This window comes from Massilia sp. BGA-UO-ETr-WB1 (assembly GCF_059567845.1).
The window spans coordinates 18,088-31,727 of the sequence record NZ_JCAQOT010000020.1 but is presented as its reverse complement, the minus strand read 5'-3'; the positions used below and the strand labels follow the sequence as shown (position 1 = coordinate 31,727).

Here is a 13,640-nt window from a genome sequence, read left to right as displayed (position 1 = left end):
ACTACACCGGCATTACAGCGGCGTCGGCTCCTTGTCGGCCGGACGCTTGGGCAGCGGAATGCGCTCGGTTTCGCCGGGCACGGGCGGGAAACGCAGCGCTTCCCAATCTTCGCCGGCTTGCACCACGCGTTCCTTGCGCGACGAGACAAAATTCCAGAACATGAAGCGGTGCCCGTCCAGCGGCTCGCCGCCTATCACCACGAAGCGCGCGGCCGAGCCAGCCCGCACGCGCTGTGCGCTGCGCGTGTCCAGCAACGCCATGGTGTGCAGCGCCAGCGGCGCGCCGTCGATTTCCAGTTCGCCGCTGATGGGATAGATGGCCGCTTCGGCCGGCAATCCCGCCAGGCCGATTTCCTGGTCCGCCTGCAGCGCCACGTCCAGGTACAGCGTCTGGCTGTAGGTCTTGACCGGCGAAGTCTTGCCGAAGGCGGTGCCGATCAGCACCCGCACGCTGGCGCCGTCCACCTGGAACGACGGAATCTGCGCCGAAGGGGTGTGCTCGAAGCACGGCTCGCACTCCTCGTCCGCTTTCGGCAGCGCCACCCACAGCTGCAGGCCGTGCGTGCGGTGCGGCTGGTCCACCAGGTCCTTGGGAGTGCGCTCGGAATGGACGATGCCCTTCCCGGACGTCATCAGGTTGATCGCGCCCGGTTCGATGCGCTGCACCGTGCCCAGGCTGTCGCGGTGGTCCATGGCGCCTTCAAACAGGTAGGTCACCGTGGCCAGGCCGATGTGCGGGTGCGGGCGCACGTCGTGGTCCGAGCCCGGCGCCACGTCGATCGGGCCGAAATGGTCGAAGAAGATGAACGGGCCCACCGCCTGCTTCACGGCCGACGGCAGGTAGCGGCGCACGATGAAGCCGCCGCCGAGGTCTTTCTCGTGGCCTTTCAGGATATTGGAAATGGTCATGGCGCTTGTCCTTTACGCCAGCACGGTGCTGATCTCGGTGGTCACCGCCGTCATCAGCTTGTGGACCGGGCATTTCTGCGCGGCGGACAGCAATTCGGCGCGCTGGGTTTCGCTCAAGTCGCCGGTCAGGTGCACGGTGGCGGCCAGGCGGTACACGCCCTTGCGCTCCTCGCTGTCGTCGCGTTCCGTGGTCACTTCCACGTTCTCCAGCGGGTAGCCTTTGCGCCTGGCGTACCACACCACGGTAAGCGCCTTGCAGGCGCTGATGGCCGCATCGTACAGGTCGTGCGGCGACGGGCCGGCGTCGCTGCCGCCCTCTTCCACCGTGCCGTCCACGGAAATGATGTGGTTGCGCACGTGCGCGATATGCCGCATCGGCAGCGATTGGTCACGAATTACTTTGATAGCCATGGGGCTCCTCGCATGCATAAGTCTGGAAAGCCACAATGTACACCGTTTGCGCCGGCTTCGCCTATCCCATTCGCCCATTCGCTCATCTGCACAGAATGCATAACTCATGACGTGGCTCAAACTGTGGCCGCTTATGGCTGGCAATCGGCACAGGCGCTCCGTACAGTCAAATGGTGCAAGGCCAACAACGGAGACCATCATGAGCGAAATTACCGGCGCCATCGATTTAAGCAAGATACCCGAAGACGACTTCGATCCGGAACTGAACCTGCGCGTGGCGGTGGTGCGCGAAGGCGTGGTGCTGGGGTCCACCGTGCTCACTGCGGGCAACCGCCGCGAACCGCTGCGCTTTGCCGTGCAATTCGACACGCCGCTGCTGCCCGGCGCCACCCTGCCTTGCCCGGTGCGCCTGCTGGTCGGCCCGAACGTGGACGACATGGAACTGATGGGCATCGAGACGCTCAGCCACGTGGTGGACCTGGCGGGCCAGCGCTCCGACACCGACGGCGGCGGCGACACCGCGCCCGGCGCCGATGCAGGCGTCAGCGCGAACGCCAACGGCAGCTACGACGTCAAGGTGGACGTGGGCGTCCTGGTGGTGGACATCTCCATCTACCACTGCTGGCTGTTCTGCTGCCGCACCTACACGCTGCGCGGACGCGTGGTGTGCCGCCGCTGGCACTACAACCCGGCCACCGGCCAGTGGAGCTTCTGCGACGCGCCGGTGCCCGGCGCCACCGTGGAAGCCTACGACGTGGACCGCTTCTTCTTTTGGTACCACCGCGACCTGATCAAGTCCGCCGTCACCGACATGAACGGCAATTTCGTCATCCGCTTCCGCTGGTGCTGCCTGCGCTGGCGGCCATGGCTGCTGCAGAACTGGGGCTTGGACCCGGACATGCTCAACCAGATCCAGGAGCTGCTGGCGCGCGCCGGCCTGCGCCTGCCGCCGGTGCCGCCCGGTCCCGGGCCAGACCCGCTCTACCTGCAGCAGCTGGCCGCGCTGGCCAGCATGCTGCCCAAGAGCCGCATGCCGGCCGCGCCCAGCGTGGTGGACGAACCCATGTCGGCCGAATCGCTGATGGCGGTGCTGCCGCCGTCGCCCGAACTGGCGGCGCTGCATATCTGGCCCTGGTGGGACCGCAACGACTGCGCGCCGGACGTGGTGTTCCGCGTCACCCAGCTGTGCGGCGACACGCTGCGCGTGATCCGCAGCGAGAGCAACGCGCAGATCCGCTGGGACATTCCGGCCAATCTGCACGTCACGCTGCTGGCCAACAGCCAGGCGTGCTGCCTGCCGTCCTGCTTCGACCCCGAATGCCCCGAGTGCCTGAAGGTCACCTTCGTGGGCTGCACATCCACCGGGCAGATCGGGGTGACGGCCGGCCCGCCGGACCTGCGCGGCTACGCCTACACGGCGCTGGCGCTGGACCGGCCGTTCTACGGCTCGCTGCAGATACGCGGCGGCGTGGGCAGCGACGTGGACTACTTCAAGGTGCAGGTGTCGCGCAACGGCGGCCCTTGGAGCGACCTGGCCGTGCCGGCCTTCGGCGGCTTCACCCGCAGCTACTGGGACGGCAGCACTTCGGTGGTGGCGCCGGCGCCCGCCTTCACGCCCATCCTCAAGAACGGCCAGACCGTGATGGTCACGCGCCGCCACTACGAGGACCTGCACCCTGCCATTCCGCGCTTCGGCGGCGCCGTCATCTGGTACGACTACGACACCCTGTTCTACTTCGACACGCTGGCCAACGCCGGCCTGACGCCGGACGCGCTGTACCAGCTGCGCTTCGTCGGCTACTCGGCCGATGCGGCGGACAACCTGGTGCTGACGAGCGAGCGCATCCTGCCCAGCTGCGGCCAGCAGACCACCGAGTCGGTCTACATCCGCATCGACAACCAGGCCAACGTGCATCCGCTGCCCACGCCGCTGCATCCCTGCGGTCCCGGCACGGTGCACGACTGCACGGTGGAGCCGGACTGCTACATCCGCCAGATCTGCGTCAACGAGGGCACGCCGGGCCAGTACTGCATCAGCGCCTGCGACATGGTGCGGCTGAGCGCCAACGACACGCTGACGGTGCACTTCAGCGTGACCGTGCCGCCGACCACGGAGGACGGCCACCTGGGGGCCTACACCATGACGGCGGAGTACGGCGTGGCGCAGACCTTCGATATCGGCACCGGCCTGCACGGCACCTTCAGCTCCGATCCGACCTTCGAGGTGGGGCCGACCTACGCGGAAGCGTTGATGCAGGGCGCGCCGCGTCCGCACTGGTACGGCGGCCATTACAAGGTAACGCTGCGCGGCAGCGACTTCGAACGCTGCTGCGCCTACATCCTGCGGCTGCGGGCCTGGAAGCGCACCGCCAACTGCAACGATCCAAGCCAGGTGCACCGCAACGAGTTCGAGGTGGCGTTCACCATCCTGCGTCCCGAGCTGTGCCCGGACGTGTGCCCCGAGCCGGGTGACATGCAGCCGGGCGTGAGCGGAGCCGGGGCAGGAACCGTATCCGCCGGCCGCCCTGCCGCCCTGGGCGCGCCGAACGCGCGCGGCTGAGGGGCCCGGGCATGGCCGGCGCCTGGTACGAGCTGCTGCTCGCCGTGCTGGCCGTGTGGCGGGTGACGCACCTGCTGCACGCCGAGGACGGGCCGTGGGATGCGGTGGTGCGCCTGCGCGGCTGGGCCGGGCGACGGCTTCCTCGGGCGCACGATGGACTGCTTCTACTGCGCCAGCCTGTGGGTGGCGCTGCCGGCCGCGCTCGTGCTGGGCAGCGGCTGGCAGCATTTTGTACTGCTGTGGCCCGCGCTGTCCGCCGCAGCGATCACGCTGGAGCGCGTGCGCGGCGCACTGCGGCAAGAGGAGCATTAAATGGGATGCTGCGGAAGCAAGCGCCAGCAGATGGTGCAGAAGATCTACGGCTCGCAAGGCTACAGCGCCGGCGCCGGACTGCGGGCCAGTGCCGCGCAAGGGATGCGCGCGCAGGCGGCACAGGCACCCGCCGCGACGCCGCATTTCGCCACGCCGCACGGCGTGCCCTTCGTGTATGACGGCATGGCGGAACTGGTGGTGACCGGCGGCGCCACCGGCCGCCGCTACCGCTTCGCTGCGCGCGGCGCACGCCTGGTGGTGGACCCGCTGGACGCGCCCACCATGCGACAGACACCCAAACTGCGCTGCCTGGCTTGAGCGGCCCTACGTGAGCTTGCGCGCCACGCGGAAGCCGACGATATCGTTGGCCAGCACGGCCGAATAGCCGTTGCGCAGTGCCGCGCGCAGGTAGCGCGGCTGGTACAGCCACGAACCGCCGCGCAGCACGCGCCGCACCGGATCGCCGCCCTGCTCCCATGCGCTGCCGTCGCCCGGCGCGCCCTGGTAGTTCTCGTGCACCACGTCCTGCGTCCACTCCCACACATTGCCGTGCATGTCGAATAGGCCCCACGGATTGGGCTGGAACGCGCTGACCTTGGTCGTCCCCTGCCGGAACTCGCCCTTGACGCCGTTGTTGTAGGTGAAGTTGCCGTCGTAATTGGCCATCTCGGTGCTGATCTCGTCGCCGAAGCTGAACGCCGTGTGCGTGCCGGCGCGGCAGGCGTACTCCCACTCCGCCTCGCTCGGCAGCCGGTACAGCTGTCCGGTTCTCTCCGACAGCCAGGCCAGGTATTTCTGCACGTCGAGCCAGCTCACGCCCACCACCGGATGCTCGTCGCTCTGCATGAAGCCCGGCGAGGCCCAGTCCGTATCCGACATCGATTCCCAGCGGGTCGCGCGCGCGAACTGGCGCCACTGGCCCACCGTCACTGGGAAGCGCCCCATGGCGAAAGGATAATCGATGCCCACCCAGTGCTGCGGCGTCTCCCGGTCCAGCCACGTCTTCTGCGAGCCGGCCTTGACGGCGATGTCGCGCTCGTACTCCGAAGAGCCCATCTGGAAGCGGCCGGTCGGTATCAGCACCAGGTCCGGACCGGTGCCTGTGCCGTCGAGGAAGCGGTCGCGCAGCACGCCGCTGGCGTCGGCGACCGGGCTGCCCGGCGTCGGCATCAGCGCCGCCAGTTCGGCAGCGTTGCGCGCCGCCTGTTCCTTGCGGTGCCGTTCCTGCTCCGCGCGGTATGCCGCTTCGGCCTTCAACTGCGCCGCCTTGCGCTGCTGCTCCTCCTGCGCCTGGCGCGCCTTGAGCGCGTCCGCCTCGCGCCGCGCCAGCAACTGCTCGCGCAGGCGCGCCTTGCGCTCCTTGGCCTGCTGCTCCGCCTCCAGACGCTGCTGGCGTTCCAGCTCGCGCCGCTGCTGGTCCAGCTTCACCTTCTCGATGGCGGCGGCCTGCGCCTCCGCCTTGCGCCGTTCGGCCAGCTCCGCCTGGCGTTTCAGCTCTTCGGCACGGGCCTGCTCGGCGCGCGCGGCCTGCTCGCGGCGCTGCTCCTGCTCGCGCTCCAGGCGCTCGGCCGCCTGCGCCGCCAGTTCCGCCTCGCTGGGGCCGGAAGCGCCCAGCAAGGCGTCCAGCAAAGCCGTCACCGACTCCGGCCGCTGGTCCTGCGCGAAGGCGAATCCGCGCTGCAGCACCTGCCATTGCAGCTCGTTCAAGGCAGCGGGCGCGGACGGCGCAAACCTGGCGTTGCGGTCCTCATCGAACGGCAGGCGGCCTTCCAGCAGCTGGTAAATCATCACCGCCACCGCGTACACGTCCAGCTTGGGGCTGGGCTGCCGCTGGCTGGCGCCGGCTTCCGGCGCGCGGTAGCCGGTGGTGCCCGCGTTCGGCGTCTGCATCCCCAGGCTGCTGCCGGCGTTGCGCGCGCGCGAAGCGATGCCGAAGTCCAGCAGCTTGACTTCGCCTTTCTGGGTCAGGAACACGTTGCCGGGCTTGATGTCGCGGTGCACCAGCTTGAACTTGTCCCAGGCATAGTCCAGCGCCTCGGCCACGGGCCGCAGCATGGTCTGGATCTGCTCCGGCGTGGCGGGGCCGCTGTGCGCCAGCCAGGCATCCAGGTCCTGGCCGTCCAGGCATTCCATGATGATGAAGTAGCTGGACGTGGCCGGGTCCTGCGCCCATTCGTAGATGCGCACGATGTTCTCGTGCGCCAGGCGGCGTGCCTGCGTGGCCTCCTCGATCAGCAGCTTGGTGTGAGTCGCGCTTTGCGTCAGCTGCGGCGGCAGGATCTTCAGCGCCACCTGGCCGCTGTGGCCCAGCTCCTCCTGCGTGGCCAGGTCCGTGGCCTGCCACACCTGGCCCATGCCGCCCAGGCCGATCAGGCGCTCCAGCCGGTAGCGCCGGTTCTGCGGGCCGATCTCCTGGCCCGCCATCAAGCCCAGCTCCGTGCCCTGCCGCAGCTGGATCGGCGAGGCTGATGCGCCGGGCGCGGCGCTGCCTCCCAGCGGCGAATACTCGGCGTCCAGGATAGCGTTCTTGCGGCGGTCGAACTCTTGCAGACTTAACAGGCCATCGTCGTGCAAGGCACGCAGTTCACGTATCTTGTCTCTTGCTGTTTGCATCTTCAACTTATAAAGGCACGCCGCATTCGGCGCAGAATTTCGCATTCGGACGGTCGGCCGGCACCGGATGGCCATTCACGCAGCACCGCGGCCCGGGCTGCGCCGCCCCGGAAGCAGGCGCATGGTGATGGTGCACCGGCGCGCCCGCCTGGGCCACGCCCACGCCCAGTTGCATCTGCGAACTGAGGGCGTTGGCGTGGGTGGCGTTCTGCAGCTTGAGCAGTTCCAGCTGATGCTGCTTGTCCTTCTGTTCCTGCGCGTCGCGGTGGGCGCGCTCCTCGGCCACGCGTTCCTGCATCATGCGCATGGCGTCGGCGGGGCTGACGCTGTTCTCGGCCGCCACCACCGCCGCCATGGCCTGGATCTGCTCCGGGCTCATGCCGGAACGGACCTGCTCCTTCATCAGCTGCGCCAGCGCGGCGGCGTTCGGCGCGGCGGCCATGGCCACCTTGCCGGTATCGCTCAGGTTGCCGATGGTGGCGATGCGCTCGATATCGATGCGCGCCAGCTCCGCCGTGTGCGACTGCTGCGCCAGCAAGGTTTCGTACTCGCCCTTCCAGCGCGCGAAGTTCTGCTCGCGCTCCTGCTCCATCTTCTTCAGCTCGCGCTGCCAGTCGGCTTCCTGCTCGCGCTGTTTCAGCGCCAGGCGCTGTTCGTCCACCGCCAGCTGGTCCAGCGCGGCGCGCTGCACCACGGCCTGCATCTGGCGCTGCTGCACGCCGTCCGCTTCAATGGTGCGCAGCAGCTTCTCGTACTGGGCCACGGCGTCGGCGGCGGCGCCTTCCCGGCGCAGCTGCTCCAGCTTCTGGTTCACTTCCGCCACCTGCACGCTGCTCTCCGCATCCTTCACAGCCTCGCCGCGCAGCAATTCGCGCTGGTGCGCCAGCTGCTGCTGGTCCTGCCATTCCTGCACCCGCTCGGCCTCGCGCTTGCGCGCCGCGTTGGCCAGCGCCACGCCGTGGAAGCGCGCCTTGTGGTGTTCCGCTTCCAGTTCCGCCTCGCGCCGCTGCGCCTCGGTTTCGCTTTGGCGCAGGCGTACCAGCTGCGCGCGGCGGTGCGCTTCGTCCTCGATGGTCAGCGCCTGCGCCACCTGGTTCTGGATCTGCTGCATGTGCAGCTGATGCGAGAAACGCTGCTGCGCCAACTGGCGCTGCTCCTGCGCTGCCTGCTGCGCCACTTCCAGCTCGGTGCGCATCCTGATCTGCGCCAGCTGGCGCACGTGCTCCCATTCCGCCACGTCGCCGGCGCGGCCGGCCTTCTTCTTCGCCAGCTCGTGTTCCAGTTCGATCAAGGTGGCGCCGGCGCCGCGCTCGAAGGCCTGGCGGCGCGTTTTCGATTCGACGATGCGGCCGTACAGGTCCACCTCGCGCGCGCGGATGGCCTGCACGCGCTCGGCCTCCCGCTGCGCCAGTTCGGCCTTGTCCACGGCGGCGTCCTGGCGCAGCTCGGCGCGCCGGAAGTCGCTGCGGATCTTCTGTTCCTCGCGCCAGATGGCCTGCCACTCTTCCTCGTCGTACAGCTCATCGAGCTGCTTCACGTGCTCCAGCTGCGCGTGGCGCTCGTCGGCCACCAGCCACAGCGAGCCGACGCGCTCGCGGTTGTTGTCGAATTTGTCGTGCCGCAGGGACAGCGTGTCCACCTGCGCCACGGCCAGCCCGAATTCGGCCAGGCGCAGCTTGAGGGCGGCCTGCAGGCGCTCGTCCAGCTGCAGGCGCAAGTCGGCGTTGCCGCTCATGTCGCGCATGGAGCGGCCGCCGATGAATTCGGCCGCTATCTGGCGCACGGAATCGGCCAGCAGGTCGTGCAGGTGCAAGGTGGTGACGGTGCCGGGCACGGTCATGAAATGCTGGGCGAAAGCCGGCACGTTTTCCACCTTGATGGCGACCTTGAAGCGCGCCGCCACCTTCAGGTGCTCGGCGGTGTGCAGGTCGCTGAAGGAGAATTCCACCGGCAGCGGCGTGGTGCGGGTGATCAGGATTTCGGCGTGCTGGTCGCGCAGCAGGTGGTTCAGGCGGGTAAAGAAACCTTCGATCTCGTATTCGCCCTGCGGCACTTCGGTGGCCTTGTCGGCTTGCAGGATGTAAGCGCGGGTGGTGGCGGGCACGCGCAGCGTTTTGTTGAAGATGCCGGACAGCTGGCGTACGCCGAAATAGACGGCCAGTTCGTCGTAGGCCGGTATCCAGCGGTTGTCGCGCAGCACCGGCTCATTGTGCGGTGCGCCCAGTATCACGCCGCAGTTCGCGCAGTAGCCCGTGCCGGCGCCATTTTTATGCTCGCAGCGCGGGCATTTGACGCCGCCAAAACCAAACATTCGGAACATGTCGAACTCCTTGTTAACCTTACCTATTTCAGCCGTCCCGCCAGTTGCCCCGTCCGGTCCTGATTTTAGCAGGGGCGCGGGGCGAGTACTTTGCGCACGATTCATATCACGCCGATCCGCTCTATGCAGGCCAGCGAGGCGCCACGGGCGCGCAGCGCGGCGGCGTAAGCCGGTGCGATATCATTCTGCCAATCCCTGGGCAGCAGCACGCGGTCGCCGTGGACGGCTTGTTTTAGTATCAACTCAAGCTTCGCTTCGCGGCCTTCCACGGTGTCCACCCGTCCGGCGTGCCAGGCGCCGGAACAGCCGCTGGCGATGATGCGGCCGCGCGGCACGAATTCGCGGCCGCGCGCCAGGCGGTCGGCCATCACCAGCGCCAGTTCGTAGGACGCGCCCTGGAAGCGCGGCTGGCCGAAGCGCACCACGGTGCGCCAGCGGCCCAGGCCACGGCCGTCGAAATGGCGCGCGCCGGCCAAGGCCTGGCGCACCGCCAGTTGCGCGGTCACGCCCAGGCCGGGGACGGCGATGGTGTCCTCTTCGTCGCCGCCGCTTTGCTCGACCGGGTAGACGCTCACTTCCACCCAGCCCAGGCTATCGTTGATGCCGCCGCTATGCAGCGGGAACCAGGCGCGCGCGCTGGACACGGCCGCCGAGGGGTCGGTGTGGCCTGTCAGCGCGCCGAGGTGGGACAGGGTCAGCAGGTTCGGCAACGCGGGCGGCGTGGGCAACGCGGGCGAGGTATCAGCGGCAGTTCCGCCGAGGACGGCCAGCAGCGGCGTGGCGGCGGCCTGATCGCGCAAACGGGCGGCGGCGAGGTCCGGCTGGCCGGCCACTTTACCGCAGTGCCAGTTGTCAGACCAGCCATAAGCGTAGACTTGTGGACACGCGGGTTGCCAGGCGCCGCGCACCATGCGGTCTGCCAGCACTGCGGCCAGCTCCCAGCCACGCTCTTCGTCCGCCGGGGCGATGTCCATGCTGAGCACCACCTGGTCGCGACTGTCGAAGCGGCTTTCAGTATGGCGCGCGAGGCGCACCACTTCCTGCATACGCTCGCTTAGCGCGGGGGCGCCCGCGACCGCGCATTTGACTTCGGCGCGGTTGGCGCGGGCGCGGCGGCTGGCGGTTACCGTCAGCACGCGGCCGTCCGGCAGCATGCAGCGGCATTCGGCGTTGGCGGGCAATTTCACTGTGCTGGCGCAGGTCATAGCGATGGCTCCCGGCGCTCGTCCGCGCTGGCGAGGCGGCGCTGCGCCAGGTGGTGGTCGAGATTGGAGACGATGCGGTCGGCGTCGTCCAGCAAGGCGGCCAGCAAGGGTTCGGGGTCGGCGCTGCCGCAGGCGGCGCCGAATTGCAACGGGTTGGCGGCCAGTTGCAGGCGGGCCAGCAAGGCCCAGGCCTGGTCCAGCTCGCGCGCGGCCAGGACGCTCTGGCGCGCGCGGCGTTCCTGCTGCTGCGCCGGCAACGGCTGGCCGGGGGCAGCCAGGGCCAGCGCGGGCATGGTGTTCACGTCCAGCGCGATCAGCGCGACGCGCTGCAGCAGGCTGCGATGCGCCAGGAACAGCGCCTGCCCCGGCGGCAGCGCGAGTTGACGCAGGCCGCTGGACAGCACGGGAAGCTCAAGGAACAGGCGGCGCAATGCGTGCGCATCGTCAGCCGCCTGCCCGGGAAGCGGCGGCGCGCCCATGGCGCTGCCGCTGGCGTTGGCAGTGGCCGTAGGCGTCGGCTTGGGCATGGCGCTAGCTCCGCCAGTGGCGGCGGTGGCGATGGTGGCGGCGGTTTGGGCCGGGGCGGCGGCGTGCCCGGCGGCAGGCGCTGGCTCTGCGGCAGCGGCATGCGCGCGGGCGCGGAGCTGGGAGGCGTAGTCGGTCTGTTCGCCGAGATCCACCGGCAGGCAATCCTCGACCGTGATGCCGAACCGGGTGTAAAGCAGCTGGTTAAGGCCGGCACGGAACACGTTCCACTCGTCCAGCGACGTGCATGGCGGCAGATCCAGCATGCCTTGCGCCAGCGCTTCCTGCACCGCCGCTTCGATAGCAGCCTGCATGTCCGCCACCGTCAGCACATCCGCAACTTCGCTGAACAGATATAAATCAAAGCGCTGCTGCGCCACGCGCGGGTCTGCCGCGTCGACCACGAAGCGGGTGCGCAGGCCAACCTCAGGCGCGGCGGCGAACGGCGTGAGGTCCACCGCATACGGCCCGGGATGGAAGCCATAAGCCACCTCCCCGCCGCGCGCTCCAGCCGCAGCGGCGCGCCGGGGCTGGCCGCCTTCGCTGAACACCACTTGCACGCACTCGCCCGCCACCTGTTCCCCGCGCAAGCGCATCGCCACCACGCCGCGTCCCAGCTCGGCGCAAGGCGAGCCTGGCGCGGCATCCGGGGACGCGCTGCGGCGGCGGACGAACGAGAACAGTCCCATGATCTAGCGTGCCGCCGGTTCAACGGCGAAACGGGCGCCGTACAGCTGGAAATGCGCCATCGGCGCGGTGTCGAACGGCCAGGCGCGTTCGCATTCGCCGTCCGCGTCCAGCCGCCCTTGCAACAGGATGGCGCCGCCGCCGTCCACCACGCGCAGCATCGGCTGCTCGCGCAGCAGGCGCGCCGCGAATGGCGCCTCCGCGTCCAGCTTCAGGATGATCTGCCAGCCGGCGCGGCCCGCCTCCTGGTGCGGCAGGAAATGCAGCTGCCAGTGGCCGTCGTCGGTCACCAGTTCGTCCAGCACGGCGGGATTGGAGGCACTGGAGGCACTGGAGGCACTGGAGGCACTGGAGGCGGCGCGCAGCATGCCTGCGCTGCCGTGCCATACCGGATCGTTGGCCGCCTGCGGCACGGCGTCCGCCTCAAAAGCGGCCACGGAACGGCGTTCCAGCGACAACTGCCGGAACCGGCGCAGCGTCAGCGGCGACGCCTGCAAGGCCCGGCGCTCGTTCGGCGTCAGCACGCGCGTGCCGGCCAGCGCCGCCAGCAGCACCGCGTCCGGCAGCATCAGGCGGTCGCCCGGCACAGCCCGCGACAGCAGCAGGCGCTCTTGCAATTTCTGGTCTGGCGTGGTCATGTCTGCATCCCTCTGTTCATCGCGTATAGCTTGCCGATTGCCTCGTTGCGCCGCTTGCGCAGGGTCGGCATCGAAATCCGGTCCAGCGCCGCCAGTTGCTGCAAGGTCGGCAGCTCGCCGGTGGCCGGGTCCAGCCAGGCATCAGGATAACTTTCATCTTCGGCGCCCAGGAGCTTCTGGTAGACCGCCAGCCGGATCGGCAGCGATTCCTCGTTCAGCACTTGCAGCATCCGGCTGCCCCCGTCCTGCGCGGCGGTAGCCAGTTCCATAAAGCGGAGGGGCAAGGAAAGGCTGGCCGCCAGCGCCTGGTCGGCAGCGGACAGCGCCGGGTCGCGCACAGGCTGCGGGGCCGGCGGCGGCATGGCAACCGGGCCGTCCTCGTCCGGGGCGCCGCCATCATCGCCCGCCTCGGCGGGAATCTCGAACTCCTCCTCGTCTTCCTCTGCGGGAGGCTGCAGGATCAAGTCCACCACGTCCGCCAGCGGCGCTTCCTCCTCCGCCTCGGATTCGCCGATCACGCGCAGGTAATCATCCATCCAGGCTGCGGCTTCATCCTCGTCGCCGCGCCAGTCCTCGGCGCCGCCCATATTGGAGGACAAGGCTTCGTAGTCGCCGATTTCGGCCATCAGCGCGGCAATCTTGTCCGGGCTGTTTTTCAGGCTGGAGAAACGCTTGGACCTGGTGTGCAGCGGCCCAGGCGAGCCGCCGAACCGCTCCAGCGACTCGCTCCAGCGTATCACCCAGTCCGCCTTGCAGCCGCCTATGGTCTTCATCTGGCGCGCCTCGATGGGGATGCCGTCGGCCGCGCGGCCCAGGATGGCGGCCACCTGCTCCTTGTGCTGCTGCCAGTTGGCGAACAGCTGCTCGATCTCGCGGTAGGCGGTATCGAGCATGCGGTAGGTGTACATCTTGTTCGGGCTGCAATCGCGGCCGGTGGCCACCTGGTAGTTGTCCGCATCGACCTTGTCGCGCAGGCCTGCGTACATATCGTTGAATTTCTTGCGCAGCATGCCTTCGCTGCCCGGCGTCAGCCAGAACGGGCCATGCCGCGCATGCTCGCTGGCGATGGCGGCTGCCAGCGCGCCCCAATAGGAAGGCTGCGCCTGCAGTTCGAAGGCCAGGCTGGTGGCCAGTTCGGACACGCTCTCGCCGTAGCTGTTGCCCGCCGCCTCACCGCGCGCCCCGCGTTGCGCCAGGCGCAGTTCCGCCGCCAGCGCGTCGGTATAGATGTCGAGCTGCTCCGCTTCGCGCGTGCTGTCCAGCAGCAGATGCAGATCCATGCGCCGCGCGGCCAGCAGCGAGCAGCGGCCCAGGAGCTTGCGCACCTGTTCCCAACCATGTTCCTGATAACGCGTTCCCGGCAGCCGCATGTGATCCCGTATTCGAAATTGAGCAAAATAGGCGCCGCCGGATCATAGGGATCGTATGGTCTTCGACGGACACTTCAAAATCATGCCACA

11 protein-coding genes are annotated in these 13,640 nt (G+C 68.7%); 3 read left to right on the top strand and 8 right to left on the bottom strand.

Annotated features, from left to right (window positions below):
- Nucleotides 1-12: 12 nt before the first annotated feature.
- Both AC56DV_RS04545 and AC56DV_RS04540 read right to left on the bottom strand, forming a co-directional pair.
- On the bottom strand, nt 13-909 hold the full coding sequence (locus AC56DV_RS04545) for a pirin family protein (protein ID WP_496313119.1): 897 nt from the start codon (nt 907-909) through the stop codon (nt 13-15).
- Between the two features lie 12 nt (nt 910-921).
- Entirely contained in the window at nt 922-1,320 is a 399-nt protein-coding gene (locus tag AC56DV_RS04540) for an OsmC family protein (RefSeq protein ID WP_496313118.1), read from the bottom strand.
- A 199-nt stretch (nt 1,321-1,519) separates the two neighbouring features.
- Here AC56DV_RS04540 and AC56DV_RS04535 point away from each other — a divergent pair, with 199 nt between their 5' ends.
- From AC56DV_RS04535 to AC56DV_RS04525, 3 genes are all read left to right on the top strand, one after another.
- The gene (locus AC56DV_RS04535; protein ID WP_496313117.1) at nt 1,520-3,880 is read left to right on the top strand and encodes a hypothetical protein; all 2,361 of its coding nucleotides are present in this window, start codon (nt 1,520-1,522) and stop codon (nt 3,878-3,880) included.
- A gap of 99 nt (nt 3,881-3,979) precedes the next feature.
- Nucleotides 3,980-4,192: a hypothetical protein gene (locus AC56DV_RS04530; protein WP_496313116.1), complete on the top strand. Its 213-nt coding sequence runs from the start codon at nt 3,980-3,982 to the stop codon at nt 4,190-4,192.
- Nucleotides 4,193-4,510, top strand: a complete 318-nt coding sequence (locus tag AC56DV_RS04525) for a hypothetical protein (RefSeq protein WP_496313115.1) — start codon at nt 4,193-4,195, stop codon at nt 4,508-4,510.
- 6 nt (nt 4,511-4,516) lie between these two features.
- On the opposite strand, the gene AC56DV_RS04520 is transcribed toward AC56DV_RS04525, so the two are convergent.
- From AC56DV_RS04520 to AC56DV_RS04495, 6 genes are all read right to left on the bottom strand, one after another.
- On the bottom strand, nt 4,517-6,805 hold the full coding sequence (locus AC56DV_RS04520) for an SUMF1/EgtB/PvdO family nonheme iron enzyme (RefSeq protein ID WP_496313114.1): 2,289 nt from the start codon (nt 6,803-6,805) through the stop codon (nt 4,517-4,519).
- A gap of 7 nt (nt 6,806-6,812) precedes the next feature.
- Nucleotides 6,813-9,125: an SPFH domain-containing protein gene (locus AC56DV_RS04515; protein WP_496313113.1), complete on the bottom strand. Its 2,313-nt coding sequence runs from the start codon at nt 9,123-9,125 to the stop codon at nt 6,813-6,815.
- 101 nt (nt 9,126-9,226) lie between these two features.
- Nucleotides 9,227-10,330: a hypothetical protein gene (locus AC56DV_RS04510; RefSeq protein ID WP_496313112.1), complete on the bottom strand. Its 1,104-nt coding sequence runs from the start codon at nt 10,328-10,330 to the stop codon at nt 9,227-9,229.
- Complete coding sequence (locus tag AC56DV_RS04505; protein ID WP_496313111.1) at nt 10,327-11,544, bottom strand: hypothetical protein; 1,218 nt, start codon at nt 11,542-11,544, stop codon at nt 10,327-10,329. Before AC56DV_RS04505 ends, AC56DV_RS04510 begins: the two co-directional genes overlap by 4 nt.
- Nucleotides 11,545-11,547: 3 nt before the next feature.
- Nucleotides 11,548-12,180 (bottom strand): hypothetical protein, encoded by a 633-nt coding sequence (locus AC56DV_RS04500; RefSeq protein WP_496313110.1) that lies wholly within the window; start codon nt 12,178-12,180, stop codon nt 11,548-11,550.
- Nucleotides 12,177-13,505, bottom strand: coding sequence for a hypothetical protein (locus AC56DV_RS04495; protein ID WP_496313109.1), 1,329 nt, complete (start codon nt 13,503-13,505; stop codon nt 12,177-12,179). Before AC56DV_RS04495 ends, AC56DV_RS04500 begins: the two co-directional genes overlap by 4 nt.
- Nucleotides 13,506-13,640: the final 135 nt, after the last annotated feature.

Excerpts from the sequence above, each read along its gene's own strand:
- AC56DV_RS04545 (WP_496313119.1), bottom strand. The coding sequence starts at position 909 with ATGACCATTTCCAATATCCTGAAAGGCCACGAGAAAGACCTCGGCGGC.
- AC56DV_RS04540 (WP_496313118.1), bottom strand. The coding sequence starts at position 1,320 with ATGGCTATCAAAGTAATTCGTGACCAATCGCTGCCGATGCGGCATATC.
- AC56DV_RS04535 (WP_496313117.1), top strand. The coding sequence starts at position 1,520 with ATGAGCGAAATTACCGGCGCCATCGATTTAAGCAAGATACCCGAAGAC.
- AC56DV_RS04530 (WP_496313116.1), top strand. The coding sequence starts at position 3,980 with ATGCGGTGGTGCGCCTGCGCGGCTGGGCCGGGCGACGGCTTCCTCGGG.
- AC56DV_RS04525 (WP_496313115.1), top strand. The coding sequence starts at position 4,193 with ATGGGATGCTGCGGAAGCAAGCGCCAGCAGATGGTGCAGAAGATCTAC.
- AC56DV_RS04520 (WP_496313114.1), bottom strand. The coding sequence starts at position 6,805 with ATGCAAACAGCAAGAGACAAGATACGTGAACTGCGTGCCTTGCACGAC.
- AC56DV_RS04515 (WP_496313113.1), bottom strand. The coding sequence starts at position 9,125 with ATGTTCCGAATGTTTGGTTTTGGCGGCGTCAAATGCCCGCGCTGCGAG.
- AC56DV_RS04510 (WP_496313112.1), bottom strand. The coding sequence starts at position 10,330 with ATGACCTGCGCCAGCACAGTGAAATTGCCCGCCAACGCCGAATGCCGC.
- AC56DV_RS04505 (WP_496313111.1), bottom strand. The coding sequence starts at position 11,544 with ATGGGACTGTTCTCGTTCGTCCGCCGCCGCAGCGCGTCCCCGGATGCC.
- AC56DV_RS04500 (WP_496313110.1), bottom strand. The coding sequence starts at position 12,180 with ATGACCACGCCAGACCAGAAATTGCAAGAGCGCCTGCTGCTGTCGCGG.